Origin of the sequence: Pseudomonas sp. NFPP28 (assembly GCF_900115535.1) — a bacterium.
GTDB lineage: Bacteria > Pseudomonadota > Gammaproteobacteria > Pseudomonadales > Pseudomonadaceae > Aquipseudomonas > Aquipseudomonas extremorientalis.
In genome coordinates, this window is record NZ_FOWT01000001.1 from 607,725 (window position 1) to 627,670 (window position 19,946).

Here is a 19,946-nt window from a genome sequence, read left to right on the forward strand (position 1 = left end):
AGCCGGGCCCCGTACGGCGCGCACTAGGGGAGTTGCGCCTGCTCCTCGGGCGTCTTGATGAACACGCTGTACTTGGCGCCCTCCATCGCTTCGAACGCAATCAACTTGTCGACCAACGGCAGGTTCAACACCTTGCCGGCGTTCAACAACAACATGCCGTTGTCGGCATTGAGGTTGCGGGCCAGGACCATGCCGGCCTCCAGTTCTCGAGTGGTGAGGACTTTTACCGTGGGGTCGCCCAGGGTCACGTCGCTCAGGAAGGTTGCGCAGGCCTGCACGAAATCTTCCACCAGGTCCGGATCGTAGAGGCGCCCGGCATATTTGCGGATAAACAGCAGGGCCTCATCGCTGTTCAAGTTGCGCTCGAGGATCAAGCCTTTCTGCAACTCGATGAAGTCCACCGCCAATTTCAACAGCCGTGAACCGGGAGGAATCGACTCGCCCTTGAGGTGGTCGGGAAAGCCCGTACCGTCCCAGCGCTCCTGATGATGGCGAATGATCCGCGCCGCGTCTTTCATCGGTTCAAGGGTCATCAACAGCGATTCACTCTGGGCCGGGTACTCGCGGTAGAGCGTGCGGTCGGTGCTGTGCAATTTGTCCGACGGCGACACCATCATGCTGTCGGTCCAGCTCAGCTTGCCGATGTTGTACAGCGCGGCGGCCATGGTCAGGTCACGGGTGCTGGCTTCATCCATGGCCTGGGCGGCGCAGTACACGCGGATCAGTTCGATCAGCGCGCGGTTGGTCTGCTTGTCCCTGGGCAGGCGCAGGTTGGCCAACAGCGAAAACACTTCGGTGCCGGTCACGTAGCTGCGCTTGAGTTCTTCGTAGGCCAGGTCGAGCATGTCGGCGGTTTGCTGCAACTCGGCGGTGCGCGACGCGACGCGCTTTTCCAGGGTGGCATTGAGCGCCTTGAGCTGGTCGTTCTGCACCTGGGTCAGCCGTTCAAGCCGCTGATGTTCAAGCGCCTGCTGCAGGATCAGCTTGAGTTCATCGTCATTCCACGGCTTGGCGATATAACGGTGGATCTGCCCTTCGTTGATCGCCTTGATGATGGTCGGCACGTCAGCGTAGCCGGTCAGCAGGATACGGCTGGTGGCCGGGTACAGCCGGTGGACTTCGGCCAGTAACTGCGCGCCATCCATGCCGGGCATGCGCGCATCGCTCATGATCAGGTCGATGGGCTGTGCCGCCATGATCTCCAGAGCCTGGGCGCCGCTGCCGGCCAGCACTACGTCGAAGGCTTGACTGCGCAACAGCCGGCGCAGGCTATTGAGAATCGACTCTTCATCATCGACCAGTAAAACAGTGGGTTTCTCATCCATGGTGACCGCGCCTTCAAATCAAACAAAATTGAGCTAAATTGAACCCTTGTGCCCGGCCAGCTTCCTTCGCCTGAGGCGCGGGGTTGATTTGACGCCAACTGGCCGTCGATATCAAGCGACCTCGACTATGCTGACAGAACAGGTTGGCGCCCCGCTCCGAGGCGAAATCAGGGAAGGAATCGTTATGCCGTCAAACCTTTTGTCGTCACGGAGCAGGCCATGACTGCTGATTCCGCCAGGGCCAACCGGCGCATTCTGATCGTCGATGACACGGCCTCGATCCACCAGGACTTCCGCAAGATTCTCTGCGCCGATGCCAATGGCGAGCCTTCGTTGGAGAACCTTGAAGAAACGCTGTTCGGCACCGCCCCTAAAGTACGCCAGGCCTTCAAACTGGACTCCGCCTACCAGGGTGAGGAAGCTCTGGAACTGGTCAACCGGGCCCTGGCCGCCAACGCGCCCTATGCCCTGGTGTTCATCGACATGCGCATGCCGCCGGGTTGGGATGGCCTGCAGACCATCGAACAGCTGTGGAACGTTGACCCCAACCTGCAGATCGCCCTGTGCACGGCTTATTCCGACTATTCCTTCGAAGCCATCGAGGCGCGACTGAAGTACAACGACCAACTGCTGATCCTGAAAAAACCCTTCGATCATCTGGAGATCCGCCAGATGGCAAGCGCCCTGACCTGGAAATGGCAGCTTGCCCAGGACATAGCGCTAAAGGTGATCGGCCTGGAGCGCACTATCGAAGAACGTGTGCAGGAGCTGCTCAAAGTCTCGCACCTGCTGCAATACGACACCCTCACCGGATTGCCCAACAGCACGCTGCTGGGCGACCGGCTCACGCAGGCGATTGCATTGGGCCACCGGCATGACACGCAACTGGCGGTGATGTTTATCGGGCTGGACCGCTTCAAGCGCGTCAACAATGCCTTGGGCTACCCGGTGGGCGATGAGGTACTGCAACAGGTCAGCCACAGCCTGGTGGCGAGCGTGCGTGCATCGGATTCGGTGTTTCGCTACGGCGCGGACGAATTTGTGGTTGTGCTCAGCGATATCGAGCATCCGCAGCAAACCCAGCATATCGCACAAAAAATCCTCACGGCCGTGAGTGCCACCCGACATGTCGCAGGGCACGACCTGAGCGTCACCGCCAGCCTGGGCATCGCGATCTACCCCGATGACAGCGGCAATGCCGTGGAACTGATCAAACACGCCGAGACCGCCATGCGCACCCGCAAGGAACTGGGCCCGGATGGTTTCAGCTTTTACACCGAAGACATGAACCGGCGCGCCCGACACCAGCAAAACCTGGAAAGCGCGATTCGCCAGGCGCTGGACCGCGAAGAGTTTGTGCTGCACTACCAGCCGAAGCTGGACCTGAAATCCGGCAAGATCGTCGGCGCCGAAGCGCTGATCCGCTGGTTCCAGCCACGCTCGGGCTGGGTCAACCCCGGCGATTTCATCCCCGTGGCCGAAGACAGCGGGCTGATCGTGCCCCTGACCCAATGGGTGCTGCGCCAGGCCTGCGAGCAAGTGCAGGCCTGGCGTGCGATGGGCCTGCCACCGCTGTGCATCTCGGTGAACATCTCGGCCATCGACTTCCGTCAACGCGACTTCGTCGACAACCTCGTCGCAATCTTGAAGCAGACCGATATGCAGCCACATCTGCTTGAACTGGAAATCACCGAAAGCGTGCTGATGCAGAATGTCGAAGAAACCGTCAAGACCCTGCACACCATCAAGGCCATGGGCGTGCGCCTGGCCCTGGACGACTTCGGCACCGGTTACTCCAGCCTCAGCTACCTGAGACGCTTCCCCATCGACGTGTTGAAGATCGACCAGTCCTTCGTGCGTGGCCTGAACGTAAATAGCCAGGACGAGCAACTGATCAGCGCTATCATCGGCATGGGCAGGAGCCTGGAACTGACTATCATCGCCGAAGGGGTCGAAACCCTCGATCAGCTGAGTTTCCTGCAAGCCCAGCTGTGTGAAGAAGGCCAGGGCTTTTTATTCAGCAAGGCCGTGCCTGCCAAAGACTTCGCCCAGTTGCTGCAAGTGGGCTGCGCGACATTGATGCCCACCCCATAGCCCTATGCTTGCAAGGAGTGCTCGCTTGAGCGATGTCTCAACTTACCGTCTTGGCCTGATGTTCATGCTGGGCCTGGCGGCACCGCTGCTGGCCGCACCACTGGATGAAGCGCTCAAACCGCTGCCTGCGGTTCCCACGCTGGACCCGGCCAGGGTCGAGCTGGGTCGCCAGCTGTTCAACGAACCGCGCCTGTCGGTCAACGGCACCCTCTCCTGCGCCAGTTGCCATCGACTGGCGTCCGGCGGTGCCGACGACAAGCCGTTTTCCCTTGGCTTCGACGGCAAGCCGGTCGCGATCAACACGCCGTCGGTATTCAACGCCAGCCTGAACTTCAAGCAGTTCTGGAATGGCCGGGTGGATACCCTGGAAGCCCAGGTCGAACAGGTGGTGATCAGCCCGGTGGAAATGGGCAGTGACTGGAAAACCGTGGTGCAGAACCTGTCCGCCATGCCTGCCTACCAGACCGCGTTCAGCCAGGCCTATCCCGACGGCGTCACCGCCGCCAATGTGCAAAACGCACTGGCCACCTATGAACGCACCCTGCTGACACCCAACTCGCGATTCGACCAGTACCTGCTGGGCAACACCGAGATCCTCACGACCCAGGAAAAGTACGGCTACCAACGCTTCAAGGACTACGGCTGCATTGCTTGCCACCAGGGGGTCAATATCGGCGGCAACATGTTCCAGAAGTTCGGCGTGATGGGCGACTATTTCAAGGCACGGGGCAATCCGGTGGAGTCGGACCTTGGGCGCTACCTGCAGACCCAGGACGAAGAGGACCGCCATGTGTTCAAGGTGCCCAGCCTGCGCAATGTAGCCGTCACCGCCCCGTACTTTCACGACGCCTCGGCCAGGACCCTGGAAGAAGCGGTCGATGTGATGTTCAAGTATCAACTGGGGCGCAACCCGTCCCAGGAAGACAAGGACCTGATCATTCAATTCCTCAAGACCCTGACGGGCGAATGGGCGGGCAAACCACTATGACCCTGTCCAGACGCCGTACCAGCCAACTGCTGCTCGGCCTGATCACCGTGCTGCTGGCCTCGACACTGGTCTTTCTGTACTTCAAGTCAGGCCGTGACCAGACAGCCAGTTACACTCACTCGCGGGACCTGATCCGGCAACTCCAGCAACTCAATGCCCAATGGGACAGTGAGGTGCTCAAGGCCAGGATCTCTATTACCCATAACTACGACCCCCTGGTCGCGCCACTGCTGGAAATGACCCGACTGTGGACCGAGCTGAAAAGCCGCGGTTCCTACCACGAGGCCACCGACCTGCCCCGCTGGCAGGCCGATCAACAAGCCTATGAGGCGGCCATCCAGGAAAAGGCCCGGTTGGTGGACCAGTTCAAATCCCACAACGCGGTGCTGCGCAACTCGCTGGCCTTCCTCCCGACTGCCGAGGACGATATCCAGGCCCAATTCAACCGTGTGGACGATGAGGGCAAGGCGCAACTGCAAAGCGTGGCCACCGACACCTACGACCTGCTGCTCAGCAGCCTGGAGTTCGCCCAGGTCACCAGCGATGATCGAGCCGCCGACATTCTCGTTGGCCTGGGCAAGCTGGCCGTCAACAAAGAGTTGCTGCCTGTCGAGTTCCAGGCGCCGGTCGATATTCTCAGCAATCATATTTCGCTGATCCTGCGCGAACAGCCTTTGGTCAACAGCCTGCTCGAACGAATCGCGGCGGTGCCCGTGGCCGAACGCCTGGATGACCTGACCACCCATCTCAACCAGGACCAGCAGACGGCCGACCTGGTCGACCATCAATACCACCGTTACCTGCTGATTTTCTCGACCTTGCTGGTGGTGCTGTTGCTCTATCTGGCCGTGCGCCTGTTGCGCAGTTTCGCCGAGATCAACCGGGTCAACCGCGCCTTGCAGGCGGCCAATGAAACCCTGGAGCAACGCGTGGAGCGGCGTACGCGGCAGCTCAAGGATGCCCAGAGTGAACTGATGGACAGCGCCCGCCAGGCCGGCATGGCCGAGATCGCCACCAACGTGCTGCACAACGTCGGCAATGTGCTCAACAGCGTGAACATTTCCGCCGACCTGGTCAGCCGCAAATTGCGTAGCAGCAAGGCCCTGGGCCTGGGCAAAGCCATGCAGTTGATCAACGAACGCCAGGCTGACCTGGGCACGTTCCTTACCGAAGATGAAAAGGGCAAACTGTTGCCCGGCTACTTGAACCAGTTGGTGGAGGCCATCGCCGCCGAACAGCAGGGCATGACCGAGGAACTGGCGCAGTTGAGCAAAAGCGTCGACCACATCAAGGACATCGTCGCCACCCAACAATCCTACGCCGGTGCGTCCACGCTGCTGGAGCCGGTCAACATCAGTGCCTTGATGGAAGATGCCTTGCGCATGAATGCCGGTGCCCTGAGCCGTCACCACGTCACGGTGGTCAAGGAGTACGCACGGGTGCCGGAAATCCTGGGGGATAAGCACCGGCTGTTGCTGATCATGGTCAACCTGATCAGCAACGCCAAGTACGCCATGTCCAACCTCACCGACCGGCCACGACAAATGACCCTGGTTGTCCAGCCGGGTGCCGATGACACCTTGCAAATCAGCGTGAAAGACGAGGGCGAAGGCATTCCGCCCGAGAATATGACCCGGATCTTCACCCACGGCTTCACCACCCGCAAGGAAGGCCACGGCTTCGGCCTGCACAGCTGCGCCCTGGCCGCCGTGGAAATGAACGGCCAGCTCAGCGCACACAGCGATGGGCCTGGCCTGGGTGCGGTGTTTACCTTGACGATTCCTCTCACTCTTGCCGGAAGCCCCCCATGAACCAGCCTCCCAACCGGCGCATTTTGTTGATCGATGACACGCCGTCGATCCATGACGACTTTCGCAAAATCCTGATGCCAGCCGTCGAATCCAACCAGGCGCTGGATGACATGGAGTCGGCCCTGTTCGGCGACACGGCCAAAGCCCAGGCCCAGGTGTTCGAGTTGCATTCGGCATACGGTGGAGAGGAAGGCCTGCAACTACTCGTCACGGCCATGGCAAACAAACAACCCTACGCCCTGGCCTTTGTCGACATGCGCATGCCCCAGGGCTGGGATGGCGCGAAAACCATCGAGGAACTCTGGAAAGTCGCGCCCGGCCTGCAGGTGGTGGTGTGCACCGCTTACTCGGACTATTCCTGGGAAGACCTGCTGGAGCGCCTGCACGCCCATGATCGCCTGCTGATCCTGAAAAAGCCTTTCGACAATATCGAAGTCCAGCAAATGGCCAACACCCTGGCCAACAAATGGGACATGGCCCGGCGTGCCTCCCTGCAAACCGCGCACCTGGAACAGTTGGTGGAACAGCGCACCCAGGCGTTGCAACTGGAGATCGACGAGCGCAAGCACCTGGAAAGCCAATTGGTGCAGTCGGAAAAACTCGCGTCGCTGGGGCAACTGGCGGCGGGCGTGGCCCATGAGATCAACAACCCGGTGGGGTTTATCTCCTCCAACCTCAGCACCCTGGATGGCTATTTCAACCAGCTGCAACAGATGTTGGATGCCTACCGGACGGTCGAGCAAACCCTTGCGCCGGGAACACAGCGCGATCAACTCAAGGCGATGCGCGACGAGGTGGAACTGGACTTCCTCAAGGAAGACATTCCGATCCTGATCAGGGAATCCAAGGAAGGCATCAGCCGCGTGATACAGATCGTGAAGGACCTGAAGAACTTCTCCCGGGTGGACAACGACCAGACCTGGCAATTTGCCAACCTGCAACAGGGCATCGACTCCACGCTCAACATCGTCGCCAGCGAACTCAAGTACAAGGCCGATGTGGTCAAGCACTATGCCCCGCTACCGGAAATCGAGTGCCTGGCATCCCAGCTCAACCAGGTGGTGATGAACCTGGTGATCAATGCTGCGCAAGCCATGGGACCCGAGCGCGGCACCATCACCATCAGCAATGGCGTGGAAGGCGAGCATGTATGGCTGGAAGTGGCCGATAACGGCTGTGGGATTGCGCCTGAGACCGTGCAGAAAATCTTCGACCCGTTCTTCACCACCAAACCGGTGGGTGAAGGCACAGGGCTGGGCCTGTCGCTGTCCTACGGCATCGTCAAGAAACACCGGGGCGATATTTCCGTCAGCAGCGAACTGGGCAAAGGTACGAAATTTAGAGTGGTCTTGCCGATCCGGCAGACGGCGGCGTAGGACACGCCGCCATCATGTCGCTCAGGCCTCGGCTTTTTTCGGGCTAGAGCCAAACGACGCGAACCGCTTGTTGAACCCGGCAATGCGGCCTTCGGCCTGGGTCTTGCGCTGTTGGCCGGTGTAGATCGGGTGCGAGGCGCTGGACACATCCAACGGAATATACGGGTAAGTGTTGCCGTCACTGTGTTTATGGGTGCGGTCGCTGTCGGCGGTGGAGCCGATCAGGAAAAACACGTCGGCGGCGGTGTCGTGGAACAGCACGGTGCGGTAGTCGGGATGGATACCAGCTTTCATAAGGCCTCCGGGGCGTTTGAGTGCATTTGATGCGTTATACAGTAACACAATCCACACACCCAAACGAGAACAGATTGCAATAAGCATATCCCTGTCAGAACTCACAGCAGACGTTGTTGGTTGCTAACCAGACACTCCAGGCAAGCGAGTTGCCTCAATTGAGCAGCACGCGCCTCGGCTCCAGCCAGCCCTTGACTGTAACGACCAGCGTCACCAATACCGGCCCACGCGCAGGCGACGAAATTGTTCAGCTTTACCTGCGGGACGCTGTCGCCAGCGTCACCCGCCCGGTACGCCAGTTACGCGGCTTTCGCAAAGTGCATTTAGCAGCCGGCCAAACCCGGGAAGTGGTTTTCACACTCGATGAAAATGACTTTGCCTTACTGGGTGCGGATTTGGCACCAGTGGTGGAGGCCGGCACCTTTACTGTTTTTGTCGGGGGTGACTCAACCACCGACAACCAGGCCCACGTCGAAGTCACTGATAGCCGCAAGCTCTCTATATCGGGCCAGTCCGTCTCACCCAGCGTGCCAAATTGAATATTCCCACAGGTTGTCTAGGGTTTCCTTACAGGCGCAGAATGCCGTACCGACCAAAAGAGTCTGAACCCAAGGAAACCGTATGAGCCTGTCGTTGTTAAGCCGTTACGCCTTCTTTGCCGTGTGCGTCCTGTTCACCCTTGCCAGCTTGCCCTTTATCGAACACGAATGGCTGTGGCCCATCACGGTGGTCACCGGCGTGTTGAGCCTGATCGGTCTGTTCGACCTGCTGCAAAGCCCCCACGCCGTGCGCCGCAACTACCCGATCCTGGGCAATATCCGTTACCTGGTGGAAGCCATCCGCCCGGAAATCCGCCAGTACCTGCTCGAATCCGACAGCGATGCCCTGCCCTTCTCCCGCGCCCAGCGCTCGCTGGTCTACTCGCGGGCGAAGAACGAAACCGCCGACAAACCCTTCGGCACCCTGATCGACGTGTACCAGTCGGGCTTCGAATTCATCGGCCACTCCATGCGCCCGGCGCCGCTCAGCGACCCCAGCGCATTTCGCGTGATGGTCGGCGGCCCGCAGTGCACGCAGCCGTATTCGGCATCGGTGTTCAATATCTCGGCGATGAGCTTTGGCTCGCTGAGCGCCAACGCGATTCGTGCGCTGAACCAGGGCGCCAAGCTCGGCAACTTCGCCCACGACACCGGCGAAGGCAGCATCAGCCCTTACCATCGCGAAAACGGCGGCGACCTGACCTGGGAACTCGGCAGCGGTTACTTCGGTTGCCGCACCAGCGATGGCCGCTTCGACCCTGAGCGCTTCGCCGTGCAGGCGCAGAACCCGCAAGTGCGCATGATCGAAATCAAGATGAGCCAGGGCGCCAAACCCGGCCACGGCGGGATCCTGCCCAAGCACAAGGTCACCCAGGAAATCGCCGACACGCGTGGCATCCTGATGGGCGAAGACTGCATCTCGCCGTCGCGTCACAGCGCGTTCTCCACACCGATCGAATTGATGCAGTTCATCGCGCAACTGCGTGAACTGTCCGGCGGCAAACCGGTAGGCTTCAAGTTCTGCCTGGGCCACCCGTGGGAATTCATGGGCATCGCCAAGGCCATGCTCGAAACCGGCATCCTCCCGGACTTTATCGTGGTCGATGGCAAGGAAGGTGGCACCGGGGCCGCGCCGGTGGAGTTCACCGACCACATCGGCGTGCCACTGCGTGAAGGCCTGCTGTTCGTGCACAACACCCTGGTGGGCCTGAACCTGCGCGACAAGATCAAGCTCGGCGCCAGCGGCAAGATCGTCAGCGCGTTCGATATCGCCAGCGTACTGGCCATCGGTGCCGACTGGGCCAACTCGGCGCGCGGCTTCATGTTTGCCATTGGCTGCATTCAGTCCCAGTCGTGCCACACCAACAAATGCCCGACCGGCGTGGCGACTCAAGACCCGCTGCGCCAGCGCGCCCTGGTGGTACCGGACAAGGCCCAGCGCGTGTTCAACTTCCACCGCAACACCCTCAAGGCCCTGGCGGAAATGCTCGCGGCGGCGGGCCTGGAGCATCCGTCGCAACTGTCGGCCAAGCACCTGGTGCGACGCATGTCGGCGACCGAGATCAAATTGTTCTCGCAGTTGCATGTGTTCCTCAAGCCGGGCGAATTGTTGACCGGTGAGGTGAATGGCGAGTTCTATTCGCGGATGTGGCAGATGGCGCGGGCGGACAGCTTTGAACCCCACGAAGCCAGCGCCGCGTGATATCAAGATAACGACCCTCACCGCTGAACCGGACCACCGACGGCATCGTTGAAACAAGGAGATTCACATGCCGTTACTGGACTTTTCCGCCATGGCCGCGCAACTACCCGAGAGCTGGAAATCCAAGCGTCTGGGCCAGGTTGGCCCCGCGTGGATCAAGGTGTTGCGTATGGATGAGCAGGCGTACGAGGTAGAAACCCATGACTACAACGAAGGCCTGCTGGTGATCGATGGCCTGTTGCGCCTGAGCATCGGCGACGACGAAATCAGGGTAGGCGCCGGCCAGATGTACCTCGTGGAAGCCGGTATCGCCCACGCAGTGCTCGCCGGCAGCCATGGCACACTGGTCATCATTGATGTCTAGAGACATTCAGTAATATCCAACCTTTGCAATTGCTTACAAATACCGCCAACCTGCGCCCGCCCGACGTGCGGCGTACGACAACGCCCACGCTCACCTGTCCTTGTTAAACCTGACATTCAAGAGCCCGTAGCCATGCCTGACGGACGCGACCCACGCATCGATTTTTTTCGGGGCCTGGCGTTGATCTTCATTTTCTGGGATCACGTCCCCCACAACCCTCTCGGCCAGATCACCTTGCGCAACGTCGGTTTCAGCGACGCGGCGGAGGTGTTCGTGTTCCTCGCCGGTTTTGCCGCCGTGCTCGCCTACGGCAAGATCCTGCAGCGCGACGGTTACTGGCTGGCCAGTTTGAAAATCCTGCGACGCACCTGGGTGCTGTATGTGGTGCATATCTTTTTGCTGGCGCTGCTGATGGGCATCGTGTTCTTCGCCAACAGCCATGTGGAAACCCGCGACCTGGTCGAGGAGATGGGCCTGACGCACTTCGTCACCCACCCCCAGCAGGCGCTGACCGACGAACTGCTGCTGCGCTTCAAGCCCAACCTGATGGACCCGCTGCCGCTGTATATCGTGCTGTTGGGCGGCCTGCCGCTGGTGCTGCCGATGATGATGCGCAGGGTCGAGGCCGTGGTGGCCGTGTCGCTGGCGATCTACTTGATGGCGCCCTGGATGGGCTGGAACCTGCGCGCGATTGCCGACGGCGTGTGGTACTTCAACCCGGTCACCTGGCAGTTGCTGTTCGTGCTTGGCGGCGCGGCGGCGGTGTACAGCCAGCGGCCGAAACCTGTGCAGGTACGCCCGTTGTCGCGCCAGCCGCTGTTTGTCGCATGTGCCCTGTATGTAGTGCTGGCGGCGGTGATCACCCTGTCGTGGCGCTGGCCGCACGTGCATGACGCCTGGATGCCGGCCTGGCTCAGTGATGGGCTGTACCCGATCAGCAAGACCGATTTGTCACCGGTGCGCCTCGTGCACTTCCTCGCCCTGGCCTACGTTACGGCGAAGCTGTTGCCCCACGTCGGTTGGACGCAGAACCGCGTTGCCACTGAGGTGTGCCGCATGGGCCGCTACTCCCTGGAAGTGTTTTGCCTTGGGGTCGTGCTGGCGCCCCTGGCAGACATGATCAACGCCTTGGCCCACGATGCCGTCGCCATGCAACTGGCGACCGCCGTGGCCGGTGCGCTGTTGATGGTCGGCCTGGCTATGTGGCTGGACATGCTCAAGCGCCTGGACTCGGCCCCCAAGCCCGCGCTACATAGGTAGCGCCCGGCAAAACCGGCAGGGTGATTCCATTTCCTTCCACTTAACCCGTGAAAGGAAATGGCCCATGCCAACCCATCAACTGCTCAACGGCCTGTCGGGCAACCTGCAATCGAGTGATGCCTGGGGCCGACAGCAAGCCCTGGAGCAGATCCGTGAAACCCTCACGCGCACACTGAACACCCTGAGCCCTGACCAGCAGCGCGATTATGTGCGGCTGCAACGCAATGCCCTCCAGGCCCTGAAAGCGGTAGAGACAGAAAACAACGCCCTGATCGGCACGTTCAAGACGTGGGGGCAGGCCCAATTGCGCGCGCGCATCGGCAACCAGGACCCCAAGCGCGTGTTCCTGCACACCCGCTACCTGGAACAGGTGCAGCCGCCGATGCCCTGGGAACCGCGCACCAGTTCCACCAGCCTCTCCCGGGAACGGCGGCGTTTTCGCCGGGCATACGATGAATGGAAATACCGCTCCCATGTGTCCACCCTCTCGTTGTGGGACGCCGCGTGCCTGAACTTCGACTTCACCACCGGCACACCGCAACGCCAGGGCAGTACCTTCGTCGATGCCTCCTACTTCACGGGCAATGAAAACCCGGTGTTGACCGTCCAGGGTTTTGTCGAGATCGCCCGCGAGCTGGACCTGGGCGGGCAACTGCAACGCACGCTCGATGCAGCCCTGGGCCGGGACGGGAGACTGCAACAGTTGCTGCAGGACAGCGCCCGTGCCTGCCTGCTCTTCGAAGCGTTGGAAGCCTATCGCAACCGCGCCGTGACAGGCGTCACCCTTGAACTCTACCACCGCCTGACCCAGGCCATTGATGGCAGTGGCGCGGCGCTGGAATTCGAAACACTTGGGATGAGCACCGGCATCACGCTGCTGCCGGCGGTGCCGTTCGTGCCCTCCGGCGAGACCATCCCGGTGCCGCTGCTGCTGATCCGGGTGGGCAGCCTCGGGGTAGTGTCCTACTTCCCGTTCCGTCCCGGCGGTGCGCTGCACTATCACATCGACAGCAACGCGGCCCACGCGCACTTCATGCAGCAACTCAAGGACAGCCACCGCCAACATGACCTGGGCTGGTTCGCACGACAACTGCCCGTGACCGAAATGACGGCGTTCAAGCGCCTCGACCAGCAGGAGCGACGCCCGGAGCACCTCAGCGCCCTCGCCGGCTTCCTGTACGACACGTTCCATCGCCTGTTCCCGGCCAAGACCCTGGACAGCCTGCGCTTCAGCCCAGACCCCAAGCACGGGCGTCCCGAAACCCTGGTGCAAGCCCTCACATACCGTCACGTCCAACACTACCAGGCCAATCTCTCCACCCTGGCCACCAGCCGCTCGACCCGCGACTTGCAGGCCGTCATGGACGGCGCTGCCGCCATCGCCGACGAAATCCTGCAATTGCTGCTGACGCCCATGCCCGGCGGCGTCACCGGCCTGAACCGGGTGATGCAGGCGGCGGTATTCGGCAGCCTCACCTACAGCACGATCGTCGGTATCAATGAAGCCGCGAAGGGCCAGGCCATGGACTTTGCCGCCGCATTGGCGGATGTGATGGACCTGGCAATCAACGGTCTGTTGATCACCACCGCCGGGCGGGTGCATCGGCTACGCATCCAAGGTTTGCTGCAACGCCTGGGCAACCCGCAAAAGCTGATGCGCAACGACGAAACCGGGGTGCTCTGGAAACCGGACATAGGCCCCTACGCCATTCTCGATCAGAACCTGCTCAATGGTCAGACGCCCAATGCCCAGGGCGTGTACCAGATCAACGGGCAGCAGTACGCCTGGTTGAACTACGGTAAAGAGCGACGCGTCGTGGAAATCAGCCATGACGCCAAGACCCTCAGGTTCGTGCTCAAGCAGGAAAACCGCGGCGACGCAGCGCCGCCGATCATGTTCGACCCCGCCTTGCAAGCCTGGACCCTGGACTTGAGAAACGCCCATGACCTGTCCGACGTGCAACTGATCGAGCGCATGCTGCCCAATGGCTCAAGCCCGGTGCCCAGGCTCGACTTGGAACGCATGCTGCGCAGCATCTCGCCCAGCCGAGCCACCCTGGACAACGTCTGGGCCGGAGAGCCCGCCCCCGTCAACCTCACCGAAGGCGTCAGGCGCCTGCAGGTTGACCGGGTCATAGACCAGTTGATCAGCGACTTTCACCGCCGCGGCCACCTGCCGCCCCATGCCGATAGGGCGGTGCTGTGCCTGTTGCCTCACGTGCCCGGCTGGCCAGCAGATGCGTCCCTCCAGGTGCATGACGCCCAAGGCACGCTCATCGAAACCTATGCCGCCGCCGATACCCCACCGGCCACGGGCGCCGTTATCAAGCTCAAGCGCCGCGACGATGGCACCTATATCGCCCTGGACGGTCCGGACACCACCGTCGTCTCCCAGGAGCCGTTGTTCGAGCTGATCCTTGAGCAACAGCCTTCCGGTTCGGTACTGGGCAAAGAAGGCAGCCCGCATTTGACCACGGCGCAACGCATCGCCCGCGTGCGCCTGCAAATCAGCGAGCTGGCCCAGGCCCGGCGGTTGGCGCTGTTCAGCGCGCTGTACCGCTACGCCGACCATGCCCGGCATGAAGTACCGGCCAGCGATCCCGCGCGCCTCTTTACGCCGCTGAAGGTCGCGCCCCCTTTGGTAGAAGTCACGTCTGTGCTGAAGACTCTGCGCGAGCGATTCGCCCCGTTGACCCCGGCAAACCTGGCACAGTTGCTCAACGACATGCCCTTGAGCGAGCCTGAGCAGGCGCGTTTGCTGCAGACCGGCAAATTGCCGCAGGCCCTGCACGAGCACCTGGAGCATCACCGTACCGCGCTGCGTATCGATGTGGTCATCGACGGCCTCTACCACCGCCGCGCATTCAACCCGGACACCGATCAATGGGCACGGGAGTTCGCCGCCAGCCTGCTACGCGACACCCTGGGACGACATTTCGTGGTCACCGATATGAGCAGCGGCGATCCCGGGCAACGTTACGAGTCCAGCGGACCCGACGACACCACGGTGGAATTGCTGTTCTACGGCGAAGGTCGCTACGAAGCCTACGACATGCGTAACGGCGGAGCGATCCCGGTATCGCCGGCCGTCGACAGTTTCTACCTGGCCATCGGCTCGGTGCTGCAACCCCACGAACGCTTGAAACTGGGTATGCAATCCGCTTCCGATGCCCAGGGGCTGCGCACCACCTTGGGCGACCTGATGAGCGCCCAGCGCAGCCCCAGCGGCTATGTCAGCCTCCTGGACCTTTCGTTGCACCAGTACGAGCAGAACGTGGTGCTGCCGGCACACTTGCAAGCGGGCGCCAATGGCCTGTATGACCTGGACGGGCAAACCCTGCTGCCGCTCTATGGCTCGCTGTATCCGGTTGTCTATGACAACAGCCTGCGCAAGTGGCGGCTCAAGCACCCGGAAAAAATCGGCGTCGACACGCCCACTCTGGAACACAACCGTCGGGGCGCATGGCGCTTGTCCACCGAGAACCCGATGACCTGGAGCGATCATCGCCTGCTCTACCGCCTGGGAGCCCAGGACTACAACGTGGACGAAACCACCGCCGCGCGTATCCTGAAAATCACCGATACCCCGGCACGGGCCCTGCGCGAGTCGCACAGCACTCAATTGCCGCCACCGCCGTTGCTGGAAGACACCTGCAAACGCTTTCGCATCGAGCGCGACATCCTGCACTTTATCCAGGCGATGACCACCTATTCTGCCCAACAGAATGCGCGACCGTCCTTGCAACTGCAGCTCGCCAGCCACTTGCCTACCTGGCCGGACAGCCACAGCCTGGAGGTTGTCGACGACAACGGCCGCGTGATCAGCCAGTACCGCTACCACCCCACTACCGAGAAAATACGCCTCACGGAGGCCGAAAGCCGCAGTCGCGAACCGTTGAAAAAGCTGGTGCAGAACGATGCCTTGACTCGCGCCTTGCTCGGCGAACTCCCGGCCACCCAGGAAGAACGCCTGTTCAAACTGGCCAAGGCCATCGCCGAATATGCCTACCGCGAACGCGCGCAACTGTTCGACAACCTGTACGCCCAGAGCGAGCAAGGTGGCAACCGGCTGGAACAGCGCTTGAAATCCAGTTTCCCGCAACTGCCCCGTAGCGCGGTCAGGGCCATTCTCGACCAAGCCACCCCACGGGAACTCAAGCAACTGCAGGACCATGGCCGGGTCGGCCTGCGCCTGGTCGAACAGGCCCGGCTCACCGCCGACGATATGCGCCTGAACCGCGCCTACGAAGGCCTTTACCTCAGGACCCTGGCCAACCCCGACAGCGAAAGGATCACCTTGCACCTGCTCAAGGAACTGCCCGGCTGGCCCCGGCAACTACGTCTGGACATCCACGACGGCAACGCCAGGGGCCGTCTGCTGGAGAGCGCAGGTCACCTCGCCGGTATCGATCGGCGCACCCTGGCGCGATTCAACGGCGGATTCCATGCTTATGACAAGCAAGGCCGCTTGCTCAACGACCCCGCCGATGTCGGCAGCGACCTGTTGAGCGCCATCGCCCTGCTGCTGTCGGAAACCGAGTGCCGGGCACTGGGCATTGCCGACAGCATTGACCTGTCACCCCTGCGACAGGCGATTGCCGAGCTGGCGTTGAACCGGCGCATTGCAATCAAGGGCCTGCTCGGCCTACGGCATATACCGCCGTGGCTGCAACCGCCGATGCAGGTGGACAGCTCATTCATCGCCTATCCGTTTTCATTGAGAGGGCTGTGGCCATTCGGCGGGGACCAGCCGGTGGACTTGCTGAGCAAGGTGCGTGAACTCTACCCCAGCTTCAGCCAATTCCGAGCGCAGGAACTGATCGACAGCCTGGGCATGAGCGAACCCGCCGCCCTGATTGAATTGCAACGCCGCAAAGCCGAGTACCAGGCCCTGCAATTCGAATTGCAACGCTGGATCGGTCCCCCCCAGGCCGTCGACGCCCCGCGCACCGATCCGGTCGTTCGGAACTATGGCGTGCGTCGGCAATTGGCCGACAGCATCCTGCGGGCCTGGCGCCAGGAAACACGCGTGGCCTATATCAGCGGTACGGGTCTGTTCGACGCTCACCAACTGGTGCTGCGCCTGGACGGCAACAGCTTGCCTGACGCTGATTTCATCCTGAATAACCGAGGCTTCGAGCACATTGAATACCTGCGCATCGACGGCGACGCCTTCCCGGAGACCGGCAACGCCTTCCTCGGCAAATTCACCGGCCTGACCCACCTGAAAATCGACTGCATGCTCAATGAGCTGCCCGCCAGCCTGACGCAGATGACCCAGCTTGAGAACCTTGACCTGAGCGACAACACTATCGTGCTGACGGCCGAATCTCGCCAGCGACTGGCCGGTATGACGCGACTGGCCGAGCTCCACCTGGATGGTAACCCCCTGGGCCTGACCCCGGATATTTCCCGCATGACCCGCCTGCGCGTACTGTCGTTGCCTCAGACCAACATTGATCAGTGGCCCATCGGCGCCGAAACCCGCAGCAGCCTGCGCACCCTGTTATTGCAGGAAAACCGCTTGACCACGGTACCTGACGCAGTGTTTTCCGACGTGCGCATGGGGCCGACCAACCGCAACACCATCCTGCATGACAACCCATTGAGCGAAACGACCCTGGCCAGGATTCGCGACTACCGTCGTCGCACCGGCATCGTCATCGGTGGCGCATTGCCGGGGACCTTGCACCAACAAGCCATGTCCAGGGAATTCAGCCGCTGGCTGGCCGGGGTTCCTGTGGCACAGCACAGTGAACGGCAACAGTTATGGGAGCAGTTGCAACACCACGAGGGGGCGAGGTCGGATGACGCGTTCCGGGTACTGCGCGACCTGATCCAGTCCTATGCCTACACCCACAGCCCGGCCAGCCAGCAAACCCTGACCACCAGGGTCTGGCACCTGCTCGAGGCCATGGGCCAATCGACCGAGCTGCGCGAGCAGATTTTCCTGAACACCTATGTCGCCGGTACGTGCGGCGATGGCGCCATCCTCGCCTTCATCGATATGGAGATTCAGCACAAGGTCCACCAGGCCCGGTCCCAGGCCGGCAGCAGCCAGGCCGACCACGATCTGCTGAGCCTTGCCAGAGGCCTGTTCTACCTGCGCAAAGTGGATGAATTGGCCGATACGCACCTGCAAAAGTTGCGTGAAGAGGAGATAGATCCGGACGATGCCGAGGTGAAACTGTATTACCGGCTGCGTTTTCGCGATGAGTACAACCTGCCGATTCGTCGCGAAGAGATGCTGTACTCCGTGGAGGAGTGGGTCGACGAGCAAGATATTGTCGAAGCCCGCGATAGTCTGGCCGGGTTGGAGAGAACCCAGGCAGTGCAGAACTCGGTGCTGATGGAGGAGTTCTGGATCGAGTACCTGGCCCGCAGTTACCCGGAACCTTTCTCGACCATCGAGAACGTCGTGAGTCACCAATTGAAAAGCCTGAACCTGGAGATCTCGGACAGACGCTCGGAAGCCTACCTGGAACGTCGGCAATCGCTGATGGAGTTGGAGATCGCCGAACGCAATCGGCTGGTGCGCCAGTTGACCGAAGCGGCGCAACTGGCACAACAGCAGGTCAATTGAGCCTCACGCCGAACGCGTGGCCCCCTGGGCAGTGTTCAACGGCTGCAGCTTGAACACGTAGAACAACACGGTCAGCAGCACCAGGAACGCCGGCCCCACATACAGCGCCACGCGAGTGTCCGGGAAGTACGCCATCAGGCCCACCACCAGCACCAGGAACGCCAGGGCCAGGTAGGAACTGACCGGATACAGCCACATGCGGTATTTGAGCCCTGCCCGTTCGGCGGGGCTCAGGCCTTTGCGGAACTTGAGCTGGGCCAGCAGGATCATCAGCCAGGTCCAGATCGCACCGAAGGTGGCGATGGAGGTGACCCACACAAAGACTTTTTCCGGCACCAGGTAGTTGAGCAACACGCCCAGCAGCAAGGCAAAGATCGACAGCAGCAACGCCTTGCGTGGCACGCCATTGCTGGAGGTCTGGCCGAACGTGGCCGGCGCCTGGCCGTTCTGCGCCAGGCTGTAGAGCATGCGCCCGGTGCTGAAGATGCCGCCGTTGCACGACGACAGCGCGGCGGTGATCACCACGAAGTTGATGATGCCCGCGGCGGTCTTGATACCGAGCCGTTCGAAGGTCATCACGAACGGGCTGCCCTGGGTGCCGATCTCGTTCCACGGGTAGATCGACAGGATCACAAACAATGCACCCACGTAGAACAACAGGATGCGCCAGAACACTGAGCCGATGGCGCTGGGAATGGTCTTTTGCGGGTTCTTCGCTTCACCGGCGGTGAGGCCGATCATCTCGACGCCCAGGTAGGCAAACATCACCATCTGCAACGACATCAACACGCCCTGCACGCCATTGGGCATGAAGCCGCCGTGGGCCCACAGGTTGGAAATCCCCAGGGCCACGCCGTCATTGCCGAAGCCGAAGGCGATGATGCCGACGCCGCCGATGACCATGGCAATGATGGTGACGATCTTGATCAGGGCGAACCAGAATTCGAACTCACCAAACGCCTTGACCGCGATCAGGTTGATGGTGCCCATGCTGATCAACGCCGCCAGGGCCCAGATCCAGCGCGGCGTATCCGGGAACCAGACGCCCATGTACACCGCCACGGCGGTGATCTCCGCCACGCAGGTCACCAGCCACAGGAACCAGTAGTTCCAACCGGTGAGAAAACCCGCCAAGGGGCCGAGATAGTCTTGGGCATAACGGCTGAACGAACCGGCGACCGGGTTGTGCACGGCCATCTCGCCGAGGGCGCGCATGATCACCAGGATCGCCAGGCCACCGATGATGTACGACAGCATGATCGCCGGGCCGGCCATTTCGATGGCCTTGGCCGAGCCGAGGAACAGGCCGACGCCGATGCAGGCGCCCAGCGCCATCAGGCGGATATGCCGTTCACCGAGTTCGCGTTTGAGCGGGCCGCCTTGAGCGGTCTCGCCATGGGGCAGTGGGTTGCCGACTGGCATAGGGTACAACCTCATTTTGTTATTGGATTGTCCGTCGAGTCTCCAGGGCGCGGGCCGGTAAGCCGGCACCCTTGCCGAGACCGGGGCCGCCTCATGGACGGGCCCTTCTTGCCAGGCAAGATCAGCGGGGCGTGCAGTATAAAAAGCCCGGAGCAGGGTCTTTCACTATAAAAGCGAGGCAATTTAGT

At 61.4% G+C, this 19,946-nt stretch carries 12 protein-coding genes; 9 read left to right on the forward strand and 3 right to left on the reverse strand.

Annotation, left to right across the window (positions count from 1 at the left end; all coding sequences use genetic code 11):
• Positions 1 to 23: 23 nt before the first annotated feature.
• A complete protein-coding gene (locus BM110_RS02950) occupies positions 24 to 1,325 on the reverse strand; it encodes a response regulator c-di-GMP phosphodiesterase, NosR family (RefSeq protein WP_093512296.1) in 1,302 nt (433 codons plus the stop codon).
• Positions 1,326 to 1,544: 219 nt separating this feature from the next.
• Between BM110_RS02950 and BM110_RS02955 the strand changes: the two genes are divergently transcribed.
• The 4 genes from BM110_RS02955 to BM110_RS02970 are packed head-to-tail and all read left to right on the forward strand — an operon-like array spanning position 1,545 to position 7,594.
• Positions 1,545 to 3,419, forward strand: coding sequence for a putative bifunctional diguanylate cyclase/phosphodiesterase (locus BM110_RS02955; RefSeq protein WP_093512298.1), 1,875 nt, complete (start codon positions 1,545 to 1,547; stop codon positions 3,417 to 3,419).
• Positions 3,420 to 3,477: 58 nt separating this feature from the next.
• Complete coding sequence (locus BM110_RS02960; protein ID WP_371914783.1) at positions 3,478 to 4,407, forward strand: cytochrome-c peroxidase; 930 nt, start codon at positions 3,478 to 3,480, stop codon at positions 4,405 to 4,407.
• Positions 4,404 to 6,218 carry a DAHL domain-containing protein gene (locus tag BM110_RS02965; RefSeq protein ID WP_093119487.1) on the forward strand — a complete coding sequence of 605 codons (1,815 nt, stop codon included), beginning with the start codon at positions 4,404 to 4,406 and terminating at the stop codon, positions 6,216 to 6,218. Before BM110_RS02960 ends, BM110_RS02965 begins: the two co-directional genes overlap by 4 nt.
• On the forward strand, positions 6,215 to 7,594 hold the full coding sequence (locus BM110_RS02970; protein ID WP_092241021.1) for an ATP-binding protein: 1,380 nt from the start codon (positions 6,215 to 6,217) through the stop codon (positions 7,592 to 7,594). Before BM110_RS02965 ends, BM110_RS02970 begins: the two co-directional genes overlap by 4 nt.
• 21 nt (positions 7,595 to 7,615) lie before the next feature.
• Here BM110_RS02970 and BM110_RS02975 read toward each other — a convergent pair whose 3' ends face one another.
• Positions 7,616 to 7,888 carry a type B 50S ribosomal protein L31 gene (locus tag BM110_RS02975; RefSeq protein WP_071488679.1) on the reverse strand — a complete coding sequence of 91 codons (273 nt, stop codon included), beginning with the start codon at positions 7,886 to 7,888 and terminating at the stop codon, positions 7,616 to 7,618.
• 158 nt (positions 7,889 to 8,046) lie between these two features.
• Between BM110_RS02975 and BM110_RS02980 the strand changes: the two genes are divergently transcribed.
• From BM110_RS02980 to BM110_RS03000, 5 genes are all read left to right on the forward strand, one after another.
• Positions 8,047 to 8,427: a fibronectin type III-like domain-contianing protein gene (locus BM110_RS02980; RefSeq protein ID WP_256572924.1), complete on the forward strand. Its 381-nt coding sequence runs from the start codon at positions 8,047 to 8,049 to the stop codon at positions 8,425 to 8,427.
• A gap of 82 nt (positions 8,428 to 8,509) precedes the next feature.
• On the forward strand, positions 8,510 to 10,129 hold the full coding sequence (locus BM110_RS02985; protein WP_071488677.1) for an FMN-binding glutamate synthase family protein: 1,620 nt from the start codon (positions 8,510 to 8,512) through the stop codon (positions 10,127 to 10,129).
• 67 nt (positions 10,130 to 10,196) lie between these two features.
• Positions 10,197 to 10,493, forward strand: coding sequence for a cupin domain-containing protein (locus BM110_RS02990; protein ID WP_092241017.1), 297 nt, complete (start codon positions 10,197 to 10,199; stop codon positions 10,491 to 10,493).
• Positions 10,494 to 10,625: 132 nt separating this feature from the next.
• Complete coding sequence (locus BM110_RS02995; protein WP_071488675.1) at positions 10,626 to 11,753, forward strand: OpgC family protein; 1,128 nt, start codon at positions 10,626 to 10,628, stop codon at positions 11,751 to 11,753.
• Positions 11,754 to 11,817: 64 nt separating this feature from the next.
• Complete coding sequence (locus BM110_RS03000; RefSeq protein WP_093512303.1) at positions 11,818 to 18,336, forward strand: NEL-type E3 ubiquitin ligase domain-containing protein; 6,519 nt, start codon at positions 11,818 to 11,820, stop codon at positions 18,334 to 18,336.
• A gap of 3 nt (positions 18,337 to 18,339) precedes the next feature.
• Here the strand turns inward: BM110_RS03000 and BM110_RS03005 are convergent, their stop codons facing one another.
• Positions 18,340 to 19,758, reverse strand: a complete 1,419-nt coding sequence (locus BM110_RS03005) for an amino acid permease (RefSeq protein ID WP_092241013.1) — start codon at positions 19,756 to 19,758, stop codon at positions 18,340 to 18,342.
• Positions 19,759 to 19,946 lie beyond the last annotated feature (188 nt).

Excerpts from the sequence above, each read along its gene's own strand:
- BM110_RS02950 (WP_093512296.1), bottom strand. The coding sequence starts at position 1,325 with ATGGATGAGAAACCCACTGTTTTACTGGTCGATGATGAAGAGTCGATT.
- BM110_RS02955 (WP_093512298.1), top strand. The coding sequence starts at position 1,545 with ATGACTGCTGATTCCGCCAGGGCCAACCGGCGCATTCTGATCGTCGAT.
- BM110_RS02960 (WP_371914783.1), top strand. The coding sequence starts at position 3,478 with ATGTTCATGCTGGGCCTGGCGGCACCGCTGCTGGCCGCACCACTGGAT.
- BM110_RS02965 (WP_093119487.1), top strand. The coding sequence starts at position 4,404 with ATGACCCTGTCCAGACGCCGTACCAGCCAACTGCTGCTCGGCCTGATC.
- BM110_RS02970 (WP_092241021.1), top strand. The coding sequence starts at position 6,215 with ATGAACCAGCCTCCCAACCGGCGCATTTTGTTGATCGATGACACGCCG.
- BM110_RS02975 (WP_071488679.1), bottom strand. The coding sequence starts at position 7,888 with ATGAAAGCTGGTATCCATCCCGACTACCGCACCGTGCTGTTCCACGAC.
- BM110_RS02985 (WP_071488677.1), top strand. The coding sequence starts at position 8,510 with ATGAGCCTGTCGTTGTTAAGCCGTTACGCCTTCTTTGCCGTGTGCGTC.
- BM110_RS02990 (WP_092241017.1), top strand. The coding sequence starts at position 10,197 with ATGCCGTTACTGGACTTTTCCGCCATGGCCGCGCAACTACCCGAGAGC.
- BM110_RS02995 (WP_071488675.1), top strand. The coding sequence starts at position 10,626 with ATGCCTGACGGACGCGACCCACGCATCGATTTTTTTCGGGGCCTGGCG.
- BM110_RS03000 (WP_093512303.1), top strand. The coding sequence starts at position 11,818 with ATGCCAACCCATCAACTGCTCAACGGCCTGTCGGGCAACCTGCAATCG.
- BM110_RS03005 (WP_092241013.1), bottom strand. The coding sequence starts at position 19,758 with ATGCCAGTCGGCAACCCACTGCCCCATGGCGAGACCGCTCAAGGCGGC.